We start from the raw sequence: 19,121 nt of genomic DNA on the forward strand, positions 1-19,121 counted from the left end.
GTTCCGTATCGATTGCAAAACTCAACCCAGGGTCGCGAAACTATCTGCACGGACTTGGACTCAATCGTGGCGATGCCGCAGCGCTCCAGCCTGCATCGGCCTATCTGTTGAGGAAGAATAACCACCATGATCGCTCGCTGGCGTTGGGCACTTGCGCAAACGACGAAAAGGCTGTGGTTTCGCGCCAGCCTGTTTTCCCTGATCGGCGTACTCACCGCGCTGCTGGCAATCGCCTTGCGCGACATGGTGCCAGCGTCGTTGCCGGCGAAAGTCGGGGCCGACTCGGTCGACAAAATCCTGGGCATCATCGCCTCCAGCATGCTGGCCGTAACCACGTTTTCGCTCAGCACCATGGTGTCGGCCTACAGCGCCGCCAGCAGCGGCGTCACGCCTCGTGCGACCAGCCTGGTGATGGAGGACGCCACGACTCAGAATGCCCTGGCGACGTTCATCGGCTCTTTCCTGTTCAGCCTGGTGGGCATCATTGCCCTGAGTACGGGCATTTACGGCGCTCAGGGCCGTGTGGTGCTGTTTGCAGTGACCCTGGTGATGATCGTACTGATCGTGTACACCCTGCTGCGCTGGATCGACCACTTGTCCAAGCTTGGCCGCGTTGGGGAAACTATCGATCGGGTGGAAGACGCGGCCATTGCAGCGCTCAAGCGCCGTGCGCAGTGGCCTTACCTGGGTGCGCAGCCCTACACCGATGCAACGCAGGTTGCCCCGTCGGCAATCCCAGTCCTTTGCGAGGACATCGGCTATGTACAACACGTCGATGTCAGTGCCCTCGCCCACGCAGCTGACAAGCACAATGCCGTGATCTACCTGGAGGTGCTGCCGGGCAGCTTCGTGCACCACGGTACGGTGCTGGCGCGCGCCGTCCGCGCAGGCCAGGCCGCCGAAACCACAGACCTTGAAGATGAGGTGCTGGCTGCAGTGACGCTCGGTGCACGGCGCACCTATGGCCAGGACCCGCGCTTCGGGCTCTCGGTGCTGGCAGAGATCGCCTCACGCGCATTGTCTCCCGCGACCAACGACTCTGGCACGGTCATTGACGTCATAGGCCGTGGGGTACGCTGCTTTTCCACCTGGGCACGGCAAGCGCCCGACACCACGACCGACGGCCAGTGGCAGAACGTGCATGTGCGCGGGTTGACAGTCGACGACATGTTCGATGACTTCTTCACCCTGATTGCACGGGACGGTGCTGGCTTGCTGGAAGTGGACATCCGCCTGGTGAAGGCTTTGGCGAGCCTGGCGCAGATCGCGCCCGATCGGTTTGGCCAAGCTTGCATCACGCATGTGGACCTGTTGCTCAAGCGGGCCGAACAGGCATTACCGTTGGAGGAGGACAAGCAGCGCTTGCGGGCGCTGGTCCGAAGTTTGGAATGGCCCCGGGCACGGCTGTCCTGAAATTACCTGAGGATCTGACCGTTCATCGCCTGTGCCGCATAAATGAGCACTCCACACAATGGGGACTTTTATTTCACCGAATTTTCACGTTGCCGAGTGGATTATCAACTCATCCCCATGAGAAAGACTTAAGCCCGACTAGCAGCGGGCTTTCTTTTGCCCGCTCGACAAGCCCCCTTCCTGAAATCCCCCCTTCCTTGCCTGGCCCATGGCGAAGGCCAGGCTGAACCGTAGTTAATGAACTCAGGTCAATTGATCACAAGGTGGCGATGGAGGGCGCTCGATGGAGTCATTCGATCTGCAAAGGATGCTGCTGGGTGACTTGCCCGTCACGTTCCTGATAGAAGTGATGATGCGCGTGGTTGCGGCCTTTCTCGCCGTGTTTCTGTTTCTGAAGTTCAGCGGCAGGCGTGGCATCAAGCAGCTCTCGCGCTTCGAACTCGTCGTCATCCTGACCCTGGGTTCTGCTGCAGGCGATGTGACCTTCTACGAAGATGTGCCATTGTTACCAGTGGCCCTGGTGTTCGTCACGCTACTGCTCCTGTATCGCGGCACGATCTATCTGATGCGTCGCAGCAAGATGTGCGAAGCCTGGATTGACGGGGTCCCGATCACCGTCGTCAAGGACGGCCAATATGAAATTCACTCGTTGCGCAACCTGAACATCTCCTCCAACGAGTTGTTCATGGAACTGCGTCAACAAGGGGTTGAGCACCTTGGCCAGGTGCGATTGGGTTTGCTGGAGACGGACGGCGAACTGAGCCTTTATTTTTACGAGGCCAAAGACACTCGACCGGGCCTGTCCGTGCTGCCGCCCGAGCACCGTCCAGAATACGACTCTCCACCGTCTCCAGGCCTGTATTGCTGCGTTAGCTGTGGCCTGCCAGTGCCGCATCAGCTGCATGACGTGATTGCCTGCATGCGCTGCGGTCATCGCAGTTGGTCACCTGCCCTGCAGACAACGCGCAACCGTTAACCGTCCGGACCCTCAAGGTTGTTGAGCAAGCGCCAGGTTACAACTTGGGCTGGAGCTGCAAACAAAAGCTTAGCGATAACGATTCCCACTCGCTATAATTCTGCGCTTTGTAGCACGCCAATTCCCTGTCGTCCCAATTCCTTGATCAGGTTCTCACATGCCCTTCCCGAATTTTGCCCGCAAGCCTGCGCTGCACACCGTTGTCTGGTTGCCCCTGGGGTTGGTCGCAAGCGTGGCCTCACCGCTCGCACTTGCTCAGAACGCGCTGGAAATCCCGGTGCCGGTTGCACAACCTGTGAATACGTCTGGTACCAATGGCGCGGTCCTGGAGCTTGAAGAAACCGCAGTTTCGGCCAGCGCAGACGCCTCCAAGGATGGCTTGGTTCCTGAGTATGAAGGGGGGCAAGTGGCCCGGGGCGGGCGCGTGGGTATCCTGGGCAACAAGGACTACATGGAAACGCCCTTCACATCCACGTCCTATACCAACCAGCTGATCCAGGACCAGCAGGCGCACAGCGTGGCGGACATTCTGCAGAACGACCCCTCCGTGCGGGTCGCCCGTGGTTTCGGCAACTTCCAGGAACTGTATGTCATGCGGGGCTTCCCGCTGTATTCCGACGACATCGCCTATAACGGCCTGTATGGCCTGCTTCCGCGTCAATACGTGGCAGCGGAGTTCATCGAACGGGTCGAGGTATTCCGCGGGGCCAACGCCTTCCTTAATGGCGCCGCCCCCGGCGGTACCGGCATTGGCGGCGCCATCAACATCCTGCCCAAGCGCGCCCCGAACGAACCCCTTACCCGCTTGACCGCTGGGGTTGAAAATCGCGGCTTCGGTACCGTTTCGGCTGACGTGGCGCGCCGCTTCGGGGAGCAGGATCGTTTTGGCGTTCGCATGAACGTGGCCAAGCGCGACGGGGAAACGTCGGTACAGGACCAGGACCGCTCCCTGGACATGTTCGCCCTGGGCCTGGACTACCAGGGCGAACGCCTGCGGCTTTCGGCCGACATTGGCCACCAGTACCATTTCATCGATAACCCGCTGCCCAGCGTCACCCCTACGGGCCGCGTACCTAGCCCGCCGGATGCCGACAAGAACTACGGCCAGCCCTGGACGTACTCCAAGGAAAAGCAAACATTCGGCACCTTCCGAGCCGAGTATGACCTCTCCGATGCGCTCACCACCTGGGCTGCCATCGGCATGCGCAAAGGTGAAGAGAAGAACGTGCTGGCCAACCCCTCCTCCGACGCCAACGGCGTGACCCGATCGACGCGCTTCGATAATTACCGGGAAGAGACAGTGGCTACCGGTGAGGTGGGCATGCGCTACACCCTGCAGACAGGTCCGGTGTCGCATCAGTGGGTGCTGTCCGGTTCGATGTTCGACAACAAGGACCGTAATGCCTGGGCGGGCAATTTCAGTGGTTTCGCCAACGATCTCTATGACCCTGTCTACGTTCCCAAACCCGACAACACCAGTTTCAGTGGCGACATGTCCGACCCGCATGTGACCGCCAGGACCCGTACCCAGAGCCTGGCCATCGCCGACACCCTGGGGTTCTTCAACGACCAGTTGCAGATCACCCTGGGGGCCCGTCGACAAGGGCTCGACGTGACAGGTTACGATTACAATTCCGGCGACAAGACATCCAAGTACAACCGCTATGAAACCACGCCCGTTGCTGGCGCGGTGTACCAGATCAACGAGCAGTTCTCGGTTTACGCCAACTACATCGAAGGCTTGACCAAAGGCGATACGGCCGGCGCCACCACGACCCTGCCTGATGGTTCCAGAGCCCCGGTGCTCAATGCCGGCGCCTCACTGGCGCCCTACGTGGCCAAACAGACCGAAGTGGGCGTGAAGTACGACGGCGGTGGCCTGGGTGGCAGCCTGGCGGTGTTCGAGACGCGCAAGCCGGTCGGCATCGTCGAGGATCAGGTGTTCAAAGATGGCGGTGAACAACGCAACCGCGGGATCGAGTTGTCGGTGTTCGGTGAGCCGACGCCCGGCGTGCGTCTGCTCGGTGGCGTCACCCTGCTCGATGCCGAACTCAGCAAGACCCAGAACGGTCGGGACGACGGCAACCAGGCCATCGGCGTGCCTAAAACCCAGGCCAACATCGGCGGCGAATGGGACGTGCCGGGTGTGAACGGCCTGACCCTGACCAGCCGCGTGGTCTACACCGGCCGTCAGTACATCAACAACGCCAACAACCTCGAGATTCCTTCGTGGACGCGATTGGACCTGGGGGCCCGCTACGGCTTCAAGGTAGACGAGAAGGACGTCACCCTGCGTGCGCGTCTGGACAACGTGGCCGGTCGTGACTATTGGGCCTCCGCTGGCGGGTATCCAGGCTCGAACTACCTGGTACTCGGTGCACCACGTACGCTTTCTCTGAGTGCCTCGGTCGATTTCTGATCGCGCCAAAGTCGCACAACCTGGGGGTTCCCCGACGGCGAGCGTTGCGTCATGCACCGTTCAGGGCTGCCCCGCAGCCCATCGCCGTTGAGCCGGGCGCTTCACGACTTCAAATTGTTGCAGGCCTCTGGTTTGAATGCTCACGGATCGAGCACCAACGCGTTTTCATTCCTGAAAAGAAAGTATTAATTCTTCAAGCCTGTTTTTCTGCGCAATCGATAGTAATAGCCTAGGCAGGTACCTTTTCAACCAAGGCCCTCCCCCATGAAATCTGTCGTTTACTCGCAGCCTGGCTTGCCCCTGCAAGACCCTCAATCTCTCTATGATGCAGACCTGCCCGTACCGTCCCCCGGTGCGCGAGACCTGCTGGTCGAAGTCAAGGCCATCGCAGTCAACCCGGTCGACACCAAGATTCGCGCCAGCCGTGGCGGTGACCAGCCGCAAGTGCTGGGTTGGGACGCGGTCGGCATCGTCCGTGAAGTGGGTGAGCAGGTGACCCTGTTCCAACCAGGGGATGAGGTGTTCTACGCCGGCGCCATCGACCGCCCCGGCTGCTACAGCGAATTCCATCGGGTGGACGAGCGCCTCGTTGGGCGCAAGCCATCTAGCCTGGATGCTGCCAGCGCCGCTGCGCTGCCATTGACGTCCATCACTGCGTGGGAGCTGATGTTCGACCGCCTGCGCCTCGAAGAAAACGGCGGTCAGGGTCAGCACCTGCTCATCATCGGCGCGGCCGGTGGAGTGGGTTCGATCCTGGTGCAATTGGCCCGCCAGTTGACTGGGCTGACCGTGATCGCTACGGCTTCCAGGGCCCAGACGCAAGCCTGGGTGAAGGACCTGGGCGCGCACCTGGTGATCGACCACTCGGCCCCACTGGCCGCCCAGCTCAGCGCACACGGTGTTGCAGCGGTCGATCACGTGATCAGCCTGACCCATACCGACACTTACCTTGAGCAACTGATCGAGGTACTGCGCCCGCAAGGGCAGCTTGCCTTGATCGATGACCCTGCGCAGCTGGATGTGGTCCCACTCAAGCGCAAATCCTTGTCGCTGCACTGGGAGCTGATGTTTACCCGTTCGCTCTATCAGACGCACGACATGATCAAGCAGCACCAACTGCTCAACCGCATCAGCGAAATGGTCGACACCGGTGTGCTCAAGACGACGGTGGGCGAACATTTCGGGACGATCAATGCGAGCAACCTGAAACGGGCGCACGCGGTCATCGAGAGCGGCAAGGCCAGGGGCAAGATCGTGCTGGAAGGCTTCTGAACCCAGTGGCCTGAACGACGGGTTCAGGCGTGCAGCAGCGGCGTGACGGCCTCCACCAACTGATCGACGGCGTCCGCCACGGTGCCTTCATTTTGACAAAGCAGCCAGCCGTGCTCGTGTGCAGCGTGGTTGAACGCCTGGGTACTCGCGATCTGCTCCTCCAAGGTATGGATGACCGTGCTGCCCAGGCCCCGACGGCGGGACGCAGCCCTCGTCCAGGACGTTTGCGCCGTGGTGAGCACCGCGATGTGCAGGTCAGGCACCTGCACGCCGCGTTCGATGTTCAAACGCAACACCTGGTCGAATGGCACGTTTCGGCGAAACGCCGCGTCCGAGGGGTACCAACGGTCAATCAGGACAATGCTGTCGCCAGGTTGGCGCGGCAGTACGTGGCGGGTGATCCAGGCGCGGCTTTCGGCCAATCGCTCGCAGACCTGCCACTCAAGCGTTGGCGAAGGCTGCCTGGCCAGCTGATTGACCAACGCCATGGTCTGCGCGCGCTGTGGATCATTGTTGCGCTCGCACAGCCTGACCACTTTGTTGCCTCGGGCCCGTAACGCCTGGGTGAGTGCTTCGAGCAGCGTGGTCTTGCCAGTACCCTTCGGCCCGTCCATGGCGATGAAAAGCGGGCGACTCATGTGCGTGTACCTCCAAAATCAAGGGCCGCATGAAACCACCGAGGCCAGTCACACACAAGCGCTGGCACCGCGTGCAGACGACTGACACCCACAAAACTGCTATCCGGGGCACTCACTGGCTATGCCGTACGCGGGTGTGCTGATAGGCTGACGGCGGCAGCCGCGCAGGCAGCCTTTACATCATCTACAGGCATGGCTAATGACCCTCGACCCACAGGTAAACCTGAGTAATTGCGACCGCGAACCCATTCAGATTCCCGGCAGCATCCAGCCCCATGGCTGCTTGCTGGCCTGCGACGCCACCGCAACCGTGGTCCTGCGTCACTCGGTCAATGCGCCGAAATTACTGGGGGTCACGCTGCCGCTCAATGGCAGTAAACTCGATGACGTGATTGGCGGGGAACTCGCCCATACCTTGCGCAATGCGCTGGCCCGTATCCGCGAAGGATCGCGCCCGGCGTTGAGCTTTGCAGTCGCCCTGCCCGATGGCCGGCGTGTAGATGTGTCGGCGCACCGCTTCAAGGGCAGCACTCTCCTGGAGTTCGAGCCTGCGGGCCAAAACGTTGCAGAACCCATCGAGCTTGCGCGCACTTTGATCGCGCAGCTGCGCGAAATCGACCAGACCGACCGCCTGTTCCGCGATGCCGCGCGTTTTGTGCGTGCAGTACTGGGCTACGATCGGGTAATGATCTACCAACTGGGAAGCGATGGCGCCGGCAAAGTGATTGCCGAGGCCAAGCGCAGCACGCTCGAGAGCTTCCTGGGGCAGTATTTTCCCGCATCGGACATCCCGCAGCAGGCTCGCGCCTTGTACCTGCGCAATCCGATCAGGGTCATCCCTGACGTGCAGTTCGAGGCGGTGGCCCTGGAGCCTGTGCTGGACCCTTCGGGCGAGCCGTTGGACCTGTCCTATGCCCACCTGCGCAGCGTGTCTCCCATCCACTGCGAATACCTGCAGAACATGGGCGTGGGCGCCACCATGTCCATCTCGATCATCGTCAATGGCGCGCTGTGGGGGTTGATCGCCTGCCATCACTACTCATCACGCAACCTGACCATGGGGCGACGCGTGGCGGCCGAGATGTTTGGCGAGTTCTTCGCCCTGCACATCGAAACAGTGCGCAGCCGGCAACAACTCGAAGCGGCCGTGCAGGTGCACGACACGCTCGACCTGATGCTGCGCGATGCCAACCATGCCGCCGACATGCACAGCTTCTTCGAAGACCGGCTGCCAAGGCTGATGTCGCTGATCCCGTGTGATGGCATCGGCATCTCCCTGCAAGGGCGTTGGTCGAGTGCCGGTACCGTTCCGCCTAGAGCTTGCGTGCCTGAACTGCTGCGCTTCGCCGAAAGCGTGGCCGAAGCCAGGACGTGGGCATCGAACAGCCTTTCACTGGCCCATCCGGCGGCCCAGGCCTACTTCAGCGACGTGTCGGGCGTGCTGCTCATCCCCATTTCGCAGCGCCCGCAAGACTACATCATGTTCTTTCGCAAGGAGGTGGTGCAGACCCTCGACTGGGCGGGCGACCCCAACAAGACCTATACCAGTGGCGCGATGGGCGACCGGCTGACGCCGCGCACGAGTTTTTCCATCTGGAAACAGACTGTGCACCAGCAGTCTGCGCCATGGACGGAGCAGGATCGACAGTTCGGGGACGCCATTCGTACGGCCATCGTCGAGGTGTTGCTGCACAACAGCGAACTGCTGGCCAGCGAACGCTCCAAGGCCGAGGTGCGCCAGCGGGTGCTCAACGAAGAGCTCAACCACAGGGTCAAGAATATCCTGTCGCTGATTGGCGCACTGGTTGCCCATCCCACGGCCGAGGGCCAGACGCTCAAGGGTTACGTGAACACCTTGCAGGGCCGCATCCAGGCCCTGTCGCTGGCCCACGACCAGGTCGTGCGGGGTGATGGCGGTGGGCGCCTGGCGATGTTGCTCGATGCCGAATTGTCGCCTTACCGCACGGCTATTGCCGACATCGTCATGCAAGGACCCAACGTGATTCTCGATGCCAGGGCCTATTCGGTGATGGCGCTGGTGCTGCACGAGCTGGCGACCAACGCGGCCAAGTACGGTGCGCTGTCGAGTCCAGGGGGGCGGCTGTCTGTGAGCTGGGCGATCGATGCTGCAGGCGCCTGCGCCATCATCTGGCAGGAAAGCGGCGGCCCGCAGGTGCAGGTACCCCGGCGCCGCGGCTTCGGCTCGGTACTCATCGAGCGCAGCATCCCGTTCGATCTGGGCGGTACCAGTAGCGTGGAGTACTACCCTGATGGGGTGCAGGGCTTGTTCACGCTGCCAGCCAGGCACCTGGCGGTTGCCGAGTCCGAGCCTGCGCCTGCTGCTGCCGCGCCCATGATCGATTCCTCTGACCCATTCGCCGCACGACCTGGCCTGAGCGTGATGATCCTGGAGGATCAGTTGGTCATTGCCATCGGCCTCGAGCAAATTCTCAACGACGCCCACATCGAGCATGTCATCACGGCCAGTTCCGAGCAGGAAGCTTTGCAGGTTTTGGAGCGGCACTCACCCGACGCCGCCATTCTCGATGTGAACCTGGGGCGCGGTACGTCCATTGCGGTGGCCGAGGCATTGATGCGTCGGCGCATCCCTTTCCTGTTCGCAACCGGTTATGGCGATGGCATCAGTATTCCCGCGCACCTGAAGCACATTCCGGTCACACGCAAACCTTATGACATGAGTACCATCGTGATGAGCCTTCGTGGCCTGCTCGAACCGCAGGACTGAAGACGCTCAAGACGGCGGCCATTGCGGCCGCCGTACACAGCCTGAGATCACATCCACGCATCCTGCTGCAGCTGGTCAATGCAGCAGGATGATCGACTCGGCGATCAGACGCAGCGTATGGGCACGCTTCAGATCGCCAGCGCCCGCTCGCGCAGCTCGCTGTTAAGAATGCGGTCGTTCTCGCTGTAGTCGACCGGGCAGTCGATCACATGAACGCCTGGGGTGGTGATGCAGTGCTCCAGCAAGGGCAGCAGGCCCTCGGCGCTTTCGACACGGTGGCCGGTGGCGCCGTAGGCTTCGGCGTACTTGACGAAGTCCGGGTTGCCATAGTCCAGGCCGAAGTCGGTGAAGCCCATGTTGGCCTGCTTCCAGCGGATCATGCCGTAGCCGTCGTCACGCAGAATGACCACGGTGATGTGCATCCCTAAGCGCACTGCGGTTTCCAGTTCCTGGCTGTTCATCATGAAGCCGCCGTCGCCGCATACCGAGATCACCGGGCGGTCCGGGTAGACCAGATGCGAGGCCATGGCCGATGGCAAGCCGGCACCCATGGTCGCCAGGGCGTTGTCCAGCAGCACCGTGTTGGGCTTGTGAGCCTTGTAGTTACGAGCGAACCAGATCTTGTAGATGCCATTGTCCAGGGCCACGATGCCCTCGGAAGGCAGTACGCGGCGGATGTCGGCCACCAGGCGTTGTGGGTAGACCGGGAAGCGGTCGTCGTCGCCGCCTTCGGCGATCTGCGCCTCGTTGGCTTCACGAATCGCCATCAGGCGGGTGAAGTCCCAGTGCGCGGTGTCGGTCAGTTGCTCGCTGATCTGCCACACGGCGTTGGCGATGTCACCGATCACTTCGACCTGAGGGAAGTACACGGCATCGACTTCGGCGGAGCGGAAGCTGATGTGGATGACTTCGGTGCCGCCACGGACCATGAAGAACGGTGGCTTCTCGATCACGTCGTGACCGATGTTGATGATCAGGTCGGCCGCCTCGATCGCACGGTGCACGAAATCGCCGGACGACAACGCCGCGTTGCCCAGGAAGCGTGGGTGACGCTCATCGACCACGCCCTTACCCATCTGGGTGGTGATGAACGGGATGCCGGTCTTGTCGATCAGCTGCTTGAGCACCTTGGCGGTCATCTTGCGGTTGGCGCCGGCACCGATCACCAGAATCGGGCTGCGCGCTTTATGCAATTTTTCCACGGCTGCGTCGATGGCCACGTGCTCGGCCAGCGGGCGACGGTGCAGGCTGCGCGGGATAGGCAGGGCATCGGTCTGCTCGGCGGCGATGTCTTCAGGCAGTTCCAGGTGCACAGCACCCGGCTTTTCTTCCTCGGCCAGGCGGAAGGCTTCGCGCATGCGGGCCGGGATGTTGTCGGCCGAGGCGAACTGGTGGGTGTACTTGGTGATGGGGTCCATCATGCCGCACACGTCGATGATCTGGAAACGGCCCTGCTTGGACTTCTTGATCGGCTTCTGCCCGGTGATCATCATCATCGGCATGCCGCCGAGATAAGCATAGGCGCTGGCGGTGACCAGGTTGGTGGCGCCGGGGCCCAGGGTGGACAGGCTGACGCCGGTCTTGCCGGTCAGCCGACCGTAGGTGGCGGCCATGAAGCCTGCAGACTGTTCATGGCGGGTCAGTACCAGCTTGATCTTCGACTTGCGCAGGGATTCGAGCAGGTCGAGGTTTTCTTCACCGGGAATGCCGAACACATACTCGACACCTTCGTTTTCCAGGCATTGCACAACGACATCGGCGGCCTTGGCCATTTAATGTACTACCTCAAGATCCAGGGAGGATGCAGCCGGCTGGCTGCGTGACTGAGATGTTGCAGGATGTCTCAGTGCCGCGCATCGTAGGCCTTGGCGTTAATAATAGTAAATATATTGTTATGATGCTGAGCATCACAAAACGTTATCAATTCCGGAATACCTCAAATGAATCTCAAGGCGCTGCGTTGTTGCGTTGAAATCGTCCGCCAGGGCAGCTTCACCAAGGCCGCTCAGCACCTGCACATCGCCCAGCCGGCGCTGAGCATGGCTGTGACGCGTCTTGAAGAAGAACTGGGCGTCAGTCTGTTCAACCGCACCACACGCAAGGTGGTGCTGACGGTGGAAGGCGAGCAGTTTCTGCCCCGCATCGCATCAGCGTTGCGGGAGATGGACGTGGCCCGCCAGGCGTTGCGCGACATGGCCGACCTCAAGCGCGGCGAAGTGAGGCTGGGGATCCCGCCAATGTTCGGCCTGCACTATGTGCCCGGGCTGATGAACGCCTTTCGCCGGCTTTATCCCGGCATCGCCATGACGGTTTTCGAGGGCAGCGCCGAAGACATTGGCCAACGCCTTGAGCAACGGGAAATCGACCTGGCGCTGCTCGAGTCTCGCCGAGTGCCCTCGGACAAGGAGTCGATCCTGTTGGGTAGCGATGAGATGCTGGCCTGCATGCACCCGGATCACCCCTACGCCAACAAGGCAAGCCTGACCGCCGAAGATCTGCGCAACACTGACATGGTGGTGTTCGACCGCACATTCGTACAGCGTCAGCTGCTTGACGCCTTCTTTGCCGAACACGGCATCACTTACCAAGTGGCATTGCAGAGCAATTTCGTCTCGTTGGTGGTCCAGGCCGCCCTGGACAACATGGGCGTGGCCACATTGCTGCGCTCTGTGCAATTGAGAACACCAGGGATCGTTGGCGTGCCGTTCGAGCCTGCCCAGCAGATGAGTTTTCGGCTGTGCTGGCGCTCGGGTGAGTACTTGTCGCTGGCCAGCCAGCGCTTCATCGATTTTGCCGGACAGAGTCAATATCTGGATCGCTAGCGGCCTGGAGTACATCTGTACTCCAGCTCGCTCGACGCTGTACGCGCCCACATAGCTTCGCTAATTGGATCGGCTAGTGAGTCAGCGCGCCTCGACGCACCGTTCGCGTCTCCATTATCATCACTTGAACGTTTCAGCATATTTCAAGGAGCCAGATGTCTGTTCTAGAACCCTCCCCACTGCCCGGTAAAAGTACCGTCGTAAAGATGGAAGCCGCCATGGCATTGGGCAGCTTCGCCATTGGTACCGGCGAGTTCGCCATCATGGGTCTGATGCCGGATATCGCCAGCAACCTGAACCTGAGCGAACCCCAGGTCGGTCACGCTATCAGCGCTTATGCGCTGGGGGTGATGGTAGGCGCACCTACCTTGGCCATTCTGGGCGCCAAGGTTCTGCGCAAGCACATGCTGCTGATGCTGATGGCCCTGTACGCCCTGGGCAACCTGGCCACTGCCTTCGCACCGTCGTTTGGCGGTCTGATCGCGTTTCGCTTCATCAGCGGCCTGCCCCACGGCGCGTACTTCGGCATCGCCGCAGTCGTAGCCTCCAGCATGGTGCCCAACAACCAGCGCGCGGGCGCCGTGGCCCGGGTCATGATGGGGCTTACCCTGGCCATGTTGCTGGGCAACCCGATCGCCACATTTCTGGGCCAGTACTTCGGCTGGCGTTCGGCGTTCGTGTTGGTCGGCCTGATCGCCGTTTGCACCATCGCGATGGTGTGGCGCTTTGTGCCCCAGCGTCATGATGAGGTGCGCAGTGACCCGCGCAAGGAACTCAAGGCCTTCACCCTGCCCCAGGTATGGATGGCGCTGGGCATTGCGTCCATCGGCTTTGCCGGCATGTTCTGCGTGTTCAGCTACCTGGCCCCGACCATGCTTGAGGTGACCCGCGTGGCGCCCCAGTGGATCCCGTTCGGCCTGGCAGCCTTCGGCCTGGGCGGCATCGTCGGCAACATCGTGGGCGGCAAATTATTCGACCGCTTGCAGTTCCGCGCCGTGGGGCTGGTGCTGGCGTGGTCAGTGTTGGTCCTGCTGTTCTTCACCTTTGCCGCGGCGAACCTGTGGAGCCTGCTGTTGGGCATTGGCTTGGTGGGCACCATGATCGCCCTGGCAGCGCCTTTGCAAATCCGCCTGATGGACATCGCGCACGAAGCCCCAAGCCTTGCAGCGGCCTCGAACCATGCCGCCTTCAACCTGGCCAACGCCCTGGGCCCATGGCTGGGTGGCATGGCTATCACGGCGGGGTTGGGCTGGACCAGTACAGGCTACATCGGCGCCGCCATGGCGCTGCTGGGCCTGGGACTCTATGCGGTGGCGCGGCGCATGAAAGGCGGCGCTTGAGACAGAGGACAGCACCGCGCTGATGGTGTGCCTGGCGGTGGCGTGGCCGGCGCACCAGTACAGCCCGTTGCCAGAAGCGGGCCTTGCCAAACGGCCGGCACGGGCTAGTACCCTAAACCCCACCTACCCCTCTCAAACCCACCACTGCCGAGCCTGCTCATGTTCGATTGGGAAGACCTACGCCATTTCTCGACTTTCTGCGCCACCGGGTCGCTGTCTGCCGCCGCCAGGGTTCTGTCAGTCGACCACGCCACCGTCGCTCGGCGGATCGCCTCCCTCGAAGCTTCGCTGAATCTGAAGCTGGTCGACCGCCGCGCACGGGCCTATGTACTCACCGACGAAGGCGAACGCGTAGGTGAGTTGGCCGGCCAGATGGCCGCGTCGTCCTTCGCCCTCGAACACTTCGCCAGCGCCGGTCAACAGACGGTAGAAGGTGAAGTGATCCTTTCGGCGCCGCCCGCCCTGCTGGGCAGCATCATCGCCAGGCGCCTCGGGGACCTCTACCAGCAATACCCCCAACTGCGGCTGCGGTTGGTCGGCAGCAAGTCCCGGGCATCCTTGGCCAGGCGCGAGGCCGACATCAGCGTCGTCTTGTCACGGCCCACCGAGCCCACCCTGGTGGTCAGTCTGCTCGGTCACCTGGACTACCGTTTGTATGCCAGTGCCGATTACCAAGCCAGCGGTTCGGCACGGCGATACATCGGTTATGACGCCTCCCAGGCCCATTCGCCGCAGCAGCAGTGGCTCAACCGCCAGGCGGGCGCGCAACCCTTCGCCCTGCTGAGCAACGACCTGCGCATTCAGGCCCAGGCCTGTGCCGGGGGGATCGGCATCGCTTGCCTGCCCGCCTTCATGGCCCATGAGCAAGGGTTGATCGTGGTGGGGCTGCCTGAGCAGACCATGAGCATCGAGATCTGGCTGGCGGTGCACGAAGACGTGCGCGCCACGCCGCGCATAAAGGCAGTGACCGATTTCCTGCACCAGCAGGTCAAGCCCCTGTTGCGCTTGTGAATTCCTGCATGTCCCACTTGCAGCAACAGGGAATGTGCCTGCATGGCCAACAAGGGTACGCTGCACCTATTCAAAGGCTGTCGAGGACACACTGATGCAATACGTGAAACTGGGTACCACCGGGTTGGACATTTCCAGGTTGTGCCTGGGCTGCATGACCTTCGGCGAGCCGGATGCCGGCACGCACCCCTGGACACTGGGCGAAGAAGCGAGCAGACCTATCATTCGCCACGCCGTTGAGCAAGGCATCAACTTTTTCGACACGGCCAACAGCTATTCAGCGGGCACTTCCGAGGTGATCCTCGGCAAACTGCTCAAGGAGTTCACCCGGCGTGACGAGACGGTGATCGCCACCAAGGTGTTCTACCCAGCCAACATGTGGCAAGGCGCCAGCCGTCCCAACGAGCAAGGGCTGTCGCGCAAGGCGATCATGACCAGTATCGACGCCAGCCTCTCGCGTTTGGGCACCGACTACGTCGACCTTTACCAGATCCATCGCTGGGACTACACCACGCCCATCGAAGAGACCATGGAAGCGCTCAACGACGTGGTCAGGGCGGGCAAAGCGCGCTATATCGGCGCTTCGTCGATGTACGCCTGGCAATTTGCCAAGGCGCAACAGGTAGCCGCCAGCAACGGCTGGAGCCGTTTCGTGTCGATGCAGAACTTCCTGAACCTGCTGTACCGCGAGGAAGAGCGCGAAATGATTCCGCTGTGCCTGGATCAGGGCGTCGGGCTGATGCCCTGGAGCCCTATGGCACGGGGTCGCCTGACACGCCCCAATGGCCAGCAGACCGAGCGGACTCGCACTGATCTGTCCGGGCAGTCATTCTTCGAAAACAGCGAGGAACAAGACGGACGGGTCATCGACGTGGTCGAACAGATTGCCCAGGAACGCGGCGTGCCGATGGCGCAGGTGGCGCTTGCCTGGGTACTGGGTAAGCAAGGGGTCAGCTCGCCCATCGTAGGTGCGTCCAAGCCTGCGCACCTGGACGACGCGTTGGCCGCTATTGACCTGCACCTGACGGCTGAGGAAACCGCTCGGCTCGAAGCACCCTACGTGCCCCATGCAGTCACCGGTTTCAAGTAGCCTCAGCGTGCGATAAAACCCATTGGCCACCCCTTTTCCTACACGTGGTGGTCAATGTGTGCTGTCTGCTCTGGGTAGAAGTACTACAATGCACGCCCCTGTAATCTGTGTGCTGTTTACCCATGAAATCATTGCGTTACGCCCTTCATCTACTGCTGATTCTAAGTGGCTATACCTGGGCTAATCCGCCCTCCACCTTTGCTGAAGCCAAGGTCGTGGCAAAGCAGCAGGTCTACATGGACCAAGGCAAGAGCGCCATGGGCGAGCTGTACTGCGGCTGCCGATGGACATGGGTAGGCAAGTCAGGCGGACGGATCGACGCGGCTTCGTGTGGGTACCAGACCCGAAAACAGCAAAACCGCGCCGAGCGCACCGAGTGGGAGCACATCGTGCCAGCCCATACCTTCGGTAACCAACGCCAGTGTTGGAAAAACGGCGGTCGGGAGCATTGCGTGGACAGCGACCCGGTATTCCGCGCCATGGAGGCCGACCTCTTCAACCTCTACCCAGCCGTGGGTGAGGTGAACGGGGACCGCAGCAATTTCAACTATGGCATGGTCAGTGGTAATCAAGGCGAGTATGGCCAGTGCACGACCAAGGTGGATTTCGCCCAACGCGCGGCCGAGCCAAGGGATGAGGTCAAAGGCCTGGTCGCCCGTACCACGTTCTACATGTTCGATCGTTACCGCCTGAACATGTCGCGCCAACAGCAACAACTGCTGATGGCATGGGACCGCCAGCACCCCGTCTCAGCCTGGGAAAAAGAGCGCGACCGACGCATCTCCGCCATCATGGGCCACGCCAATCCGTTCGTCACGGGCGAACGCCAATGGACGCTGAACTACACACCCACGGGCGATGGCGTGCAGCCGTCATTGGCGGCGCCAGTCCGTACCTCCGCCGCTAGCCAAGCCCCGGTGGGCGCCGTGCTGGGCAACCGCAACAGCCACGTGTATCACTTGGCTGCCGGGTGCCCGGGCTATCACCAGGTCGCGCCCAAGAACCAGATCGCGTTCGCGACCGAGGTAGAAGCCCAGGCGGCGGGCTACCGAAAAGCCGGCAACTGCCGTTGATCCACCACCCTCAGCGGCGGCTTATCAGCCATTGACCGCGTTGGCCGGGCGCCTACCCGCCAGCGCGGCGAGCAGGTTGTCCACGGCGCAACGCGCCATCGCTTGCCGAGTTTCTTCTGTGGCCGAACCTATGTGCGGGGTGGCCACTACGTTGTCCAGCCGAAGCAAAGGCGAGTCGGCCGCCAATGGCTCCTGGACGAATACATCCAGGCCCGCGCCGCGGATGCGCCGTGTTTCAAGGGCATCGATCAGTGCCTGTTCGTCCACGACCCGCCCTCGGGAGATATTGATCAGGATGGCCTCAGGCTTCATCAGCGCCAGCTCCCCGCGCCCGATCAGCCCTTCGGTAGCTGCGCTCAACGGGACGGTGAGGCAGACGAAATCTGCCTGCGCCAATAGCTCGTCCAGAGCAAAGCGTCTGGCCCCGTAGCGGGCCTCGACGTCAGGCTTGGGTCGCTGGCTGTGGTAGATCACCTGCATGCCGAAACCAGCGGCCGCTCGCCGCGCCAGCGCCTCACCGATCCGTCCCATGCCGACGATGCCCAGCGTCTTGCCGTGCACGTCGCTGCCGAACTGCGCAGGACCAAGGCCCGATCGCCAGTGACCGTCGCGTACCCAGTTGGCCAGTTCCACCACCCGCCTGGCGGTGGCCAGGATCAGTGCGAAGCCGGTGTCGGCCGTGGTTTCGGTCAACACATCGGGGGTGTTGGTAAGCACGATACCGCGTCGATCAAGGTCGGCGATGTCATAGTTGTCCACGCCCACCGAGACACTGGAAATGACCTCGAGCTCGGGCGCTAGGTCAAGCAGGCTGGCATCCAGGCGCACACTGGCGCCCAGCAACCCGTGGGCGCCAGGCAGCGCATCACGCAAGCGCGCCATGCCATCGGGACGGGCCAGGTCGACGGTGGTGACCTCTGCCGCGGCCTGAAGGCGAGCGAGCAAGTCGGGGGACAACGCCTTGTACAGCACGATGCGTTTTTTCATGTCGGGTTCCTGGAAGGGATGGCCGGGCGCAGGCAAGGTGTCTTGGCACGCCCGGAGGTCGTTGAGTTGTTCAGCGCCGCGGTCAGGGCGACGGCGCACAGCAGCGCGCCGCACATGAACAGGTACGAGGCCGCAGGGCTACCCGTGGCACCATTGAGGTAACCCACCAGCCACGAACCACCGAACGAGCCCAGCGCGCCCATGCTGTTGATCAAGGCCATGGCGCCACCGGCCACGTTGGCCGGCAGAATCTCGGGCACGATCGCGAAAAACGGGCCGTAGGGGGCATACATGCAGGCCCCGGCGACCACCAGCAGTGCATACGACAGCCAGAAGTGCTCGGTCCCCAAAGCGTAGGAGCCATAGAACGCGAGCGCTGCCACCAGCAGCGGTGGCCACACGAAGCGCTTGCGCCGTTGCATCCGATCGGAGGCCCAGGAGACGCCCACCATCGCGATCACTGCTGCCAGGTAGGGTACCGAGGCCAGCCACCCGGCCTCGACGATGTCGACGTTGGCTGCCTGCTTGAGGATCGAGGGCAGCCACAGCACAAAGCCGTACACGCCAATGCTCCAGCAGAAATACTGCAGTGACAGAATGATCACCTGCGGCGAGCGGAACGCCTCTCGGTAGTTCTTGACCGGCTTGATGCCCTGCTGCTCCGCCGCCAGCGCCTGTTGCAGATCATTCTTCTCCTGCTCGCTCAGCCATGAAACCTGCGCAGGCCGGTCATCGACCAGGCGCCACCAGCAAAACGCCCAGATGACCGCCGGCAAACCCTCGATGATGAACATCCAGCGCCAGTCGAAATGCTTGATCAGGTAGCCGGACACCACCGACATCCACAGTATGGTCACTGGATTGCCCAGCATCAGGAAGGTATTGGCGCGCGAACGTTCCGCCCGGGTGAACCAGTGGCACAGGTAGACCAGCATGGCCGGCATCACCGCCGCCTCTACCACACCCAGCAGAAAACGGATGCCAATCAGCATGTACACGTTGCTGACCATGCCGGTCAGCGTGGCCAGCCCACCCCACAGGATCAGGCAGACGAAAATGAGCTTCTTGACGCTGCGCTTTTGGGCGTAGATAGCCCCCGGTACCTGGAAGAAGAAGTAGCCCAGAAAGAACAGCGCACCCAGTAGCGAGGACAGCACAGGGGTGATGTGCAGGTCTTCGGCCATGCCCGATGCGGCTGCGAAGCCGTAGTTGGCACGGTCCAGATAGGCAAGGCTGTAGGTGACGAACACGATGGGGATGATGTACCACCAGCGGCGTGGCGCCAGGCTTGTACGTTTCATGGTGAGTTTCTCCTGAGCTTGTTGTTTTTGTGC

The 19,121-nt window shown here is 61.8% G+C and carries 14 protein-coding genes; 10 read left to right on the plus strand and 4 right to left on the minus strand.

Going from position 1 to position 19,121, the window contains the following annotated elements:
* Positions 1 to 126: 126 nt before the first annotated feature.
* The 4 genes from MOP87_RS10470 to MOP87_RS10485 all read left to right on the plus strand — a co-directional run bounded on the left by MOP87_RS10470 (position 127) and on the right by MOP87_RS10485 (position 6,080).
* Positions 127 to 1,413 carry a DUF2254 domain-containing protein gene (locus MOP87_RS10470; RefSeq protein ID WP_145279980.1) on the plus strand — a complete coding sequence of 429 codons (1,287 nt, stop codon included), beginning with the start codon at positions 127 to 129 and terminating at the stop codon, positions 1,411 to 1,413.
* Between the two features lie 283 nt (positions 1,414 to 1,696).
* The gene (locus MOP87_RS10475; protein WP_242810506.1) at positions 1,697 to 2,389 is read left to right on the plus strand and encodes a DUF421 domain-containing protein; all 693 of its coding nucleotides are present in this window, start codon (positions 1,697 to 1,699) and stop codon (positions 2,387 to 2,389) included.
* A 157-nt stretch (positions 2,390 to 2,546) separates the two neighbouring features.
* Entirely contained in the window at positions 2,547 to 4,808 is a 2,262-nt protein-coding gene (locus MOP87_RS10480) for a TonB-dependent receptor (protein ID WP_242810507.1), read from the plus strand.
* A gap of 264 nt (positions 4,809 to 5,072) precedes the next feature.
* Complete coding sequence (locus MOP87_RS10485; RefSeq protein WP_242810508.1) at positions 5,073 to 6,080, plus strand: zinc-binding alcohol dehydrogenase family protein; 1,008 nt, start codon at positions 5,073 to 5,075, stop codon at positions 6,078 to 6,080.
* A 23-nt stretch (positions 6,081 to 6,103) separates the two neighbouring features.
* On the opposite strand, the gene MOP87_RS10490 is transcribed toward MOP87_RS10485, so the two are convergent.
* Positions 6,104 to 6,718 carry a dTMP kinase gene (locus MOP87_RS10490; protein WP_197873817.1) on the minus strand — a complete coding sequence of 205 codons (615 nt, stop codon included), beginning with the start codon at positions 6,716 to 6,718 and terminating at the stop codon, positions 6,104 to 6,106.
* A gap of 199 nt (positions 6,719 to 6,917) precedes the next feature.
* Here MOP87_RS10490 and MOP87_RS10495 point away from each other — a divergent pair, with 199 nt between their 5' ends.
* Positions 6,918 to 9,464, plus strand: coding sequence for an HWE histidine kinase domain-containing protein (locus tag MOP87_RS10495; RefSeq protein WP_242810509.1), 2,547 nt, complete (start codon positions 6,918 to 6,920; stop codon positions 9,462 to 9,464).
* A gap of 128 nt (positions 9,465 to 9,592) precedes the next feature.
* Here the strand turns inward: MOP87_RS10495 and MOP87_RS10500 are convergent, their stop codons facing one another.
* Positions 9,593 to 11,236, minus strand: coding sequence for an acetolactate synthase large subunit (locus MOP87_RS10500; RefSeq protein WP_027914964.1), 1,644 nt, complete (start codon positions 11,234 to 11,236; stop codon positions 9,593 to 9,595).
* Between the two features lie 168 nt (positions 11,237 to 11,404).
* Here MOP87_RS10500 and MOP87_RS10505 point away from each other — a divergent pair, with 168 nt between their 5' ends.
* The 5 genes from MOP87_RS10505 (at position 11,405) to MOP87_RS10525 (ending at position 16,800) form a co-directional block, all read left to right on the plus strand.
* Entirely contained in the window at positions 11,405 to 12,286 is an 882-nt protein-coding gene (locus tag MOP87_RS10505; protein ID WP_128610469.1) for a LysR family transcriptional regulator, read from the plus strand.
* A 155-nt stretch (positions 12,287 to 12,441) separates the two neighbouring features.
* Complete coding sequence (locus tag MOP87_RS10510) at positions 12,442 to 13,626, plus strand: MFS transporter (protein ID WP_027914962.1); 1,185 nt, start codon at positions 12,442 to 12,444, stop codon at positions 13,624 to 13,626.
* A 159-nt stretch (positions 13,627 to 13,785) separates the two neighbouring features.
* Positions 13,786 to 14,637, plus strand: coding sequence for a LysR family transcriptional regulator (locus MOP87_RS10515; RefSeq protein WP_242810510.1), 852 nt, complete (start codon positions 13,786 to 13,788; stop codon positions 14,635 to 14,637).
* A 94-nt stretch (positions 14,638 to 14,731) separates the two neighbouring features.
* Positions 14,732 to 15,727, plus strand: coding sequence for an aldo/keto reductase (locus tag MOP87_RS10520; protein ID WP_028687442.1), 996 nt, complete (start codon positions 14,732 to 14,734; stop codon positions 15,725 to 15,727).
* A gap of 122 nt (positions 15,728 to 15,849) precedes the next feature.
* Positions 15,850 to 16,800 carry an endonuclease gene (locus tag MOP87_RS10525; protein WP_242810511.1) on the plus strand — a complete coding sequence of 317 codons (951 nt, stop codon included), beginning with the start codon at positions 15,850 to 15,852 and terminating at the stop codon, positions 16,798 to 16,800.
* 24 nt (positions 16,801 to 16,824) lie between these two features.
* Here MOP87_RS10525 and MOP87_RS10530 read toward each other — a convergent pair whose 3' ends face one another.
* Positions 16,825 to 17,787, minus strand: coding sequence for a D-glycerate dehydrogenase (locus MOP87_RS10530; RefSeq protein ID WP_049695928.1), 963 nt, complete (start codon positions 17,785 to 17,787; stop codon positions 16,825 to 16,827).
* On the minus strand, positions 17,784 to 19,088 hold the full coding sequence (locus MOP87_RS10535) for an MFS transporter (RefSeq protein ID WP_028687445.1): 1,305 nt from the start codon (positions 19,086 to 19,088) through the stop codon (positions 17,784 to 17,786). The genes MOP87_RS10530 and MOP87_RS10535 overlap by 4 nt, the downstream gene beginning before the upstream one ends.
* Between the last annotated feature and the right edge of the window lie 33 nt (positions 19,089 to 19,121).

Origin of the sequence: Pseudomonas sp. I3-I5 (genome assembly GCF_022699445.1) — a bacterium.
Classification (GTDB): Bacteria; Pseudomonadota; Gammaproteobacteria; order Pseudomonadales; family Pseudomonadaceae; genus Aquipseudomonas; species Aquipseudomonas fulva.

Coding starts and splice junctions, on each gene's coding strand:
- MOP87_RS10470 (WP_145279980.1), top strand. CDS start 127: ATGATCGCTCGCTGGCGTTGGGCACTTGCGCAAACGACGAAAAGGCTG.
- MOP87_RS10475 (WP_242810506.1), top strand. CDS start 1,697: ATGGAGTCATTCGATCTGCAAAGGATGCTGCTGGGTGACTTGCCCGTC.
- MOP87_RS10480 (WP_242810507.1), top strand. CDS start 2,547: ATGCCCTTCCCGAATTTTGCCCGCAAGCCTGCGCTGCACACCGTTGTC.
- MOP87_RS10485 (WP_242810508.1), top strand. CDS start 5,073: ATGAAATCTGTCGTTTACTCGCAGCCTGGCTTGCCCCTGCAAGACCCT.
- MOP87_RS10490 (WP_197873817.1), bottom strand. CDS start 6,718: ATGAGTCGCCCGCTTTTCATCGCCATGGACGGGCCGAAGGGTACTGGC.
- MOP87_RS10495 (WP_242810509.1), top strand. CDS start 6,918: ATGACCCTCGACCCACAGGTAAACCTGAGTAATTGCGACCGCGAACCC.
- MOP87_RS10500 (WP_027914964.1), bottom strand. CDS start 11,236: ATGGCCAAGGCCGCCGATGTCGTTGTGCAATGCCTGGAAAACGAAGGT.
- MOP87_RS10505 (WP_128610469.1), top strand. CDS start 11,405: ATGAATCTCAAGGCGCTGCGTTGTTGCGTTGAAATCGTCCGCCAGGGC.
- MOP87_RS10510 (WP_027914962.1), top strand. CDS start 12,442: ATGTCTGTTCTAGAACCCTCCCCACTGCCCGGTAAAAGTACCGTCGTA.
- MOP87_RS10515 (WP_242810510.1), top strand. CDS start 13,786: ATGTTCGATTGGGAAGACCTACGCCATTTCTCGACTTTCTGCGCCACC.
- MOP87_RS10520 (WP_028687442.1), top strand. CDS start 14,732: ATGCAATACGTGAAACTGGGTACCACCGGGTTGGACATTTCCAGGTTG.
- MOP87_RS10525 (WP_242810511.1), top strand. CDS start 15,850: ATGAAATCATTGCGTTACGCCCTTCATCTACTGCTGATTCTAAGTGGC.
- MOP87_RS10530 (WP_049695928.1), bottom strand. CDS start 17,787: ATGAAAAAACGCATCGTGCTGTACAAGGCGTTGTCCCCCGACTTGCTC.
- MOP87_RS10535 (WP_028687445.1), bottom strand. CDS start 19,088: ATGAAACGTACAAGCCTGGCGCCACGCCGCTGGTGGTACATCATCCCC.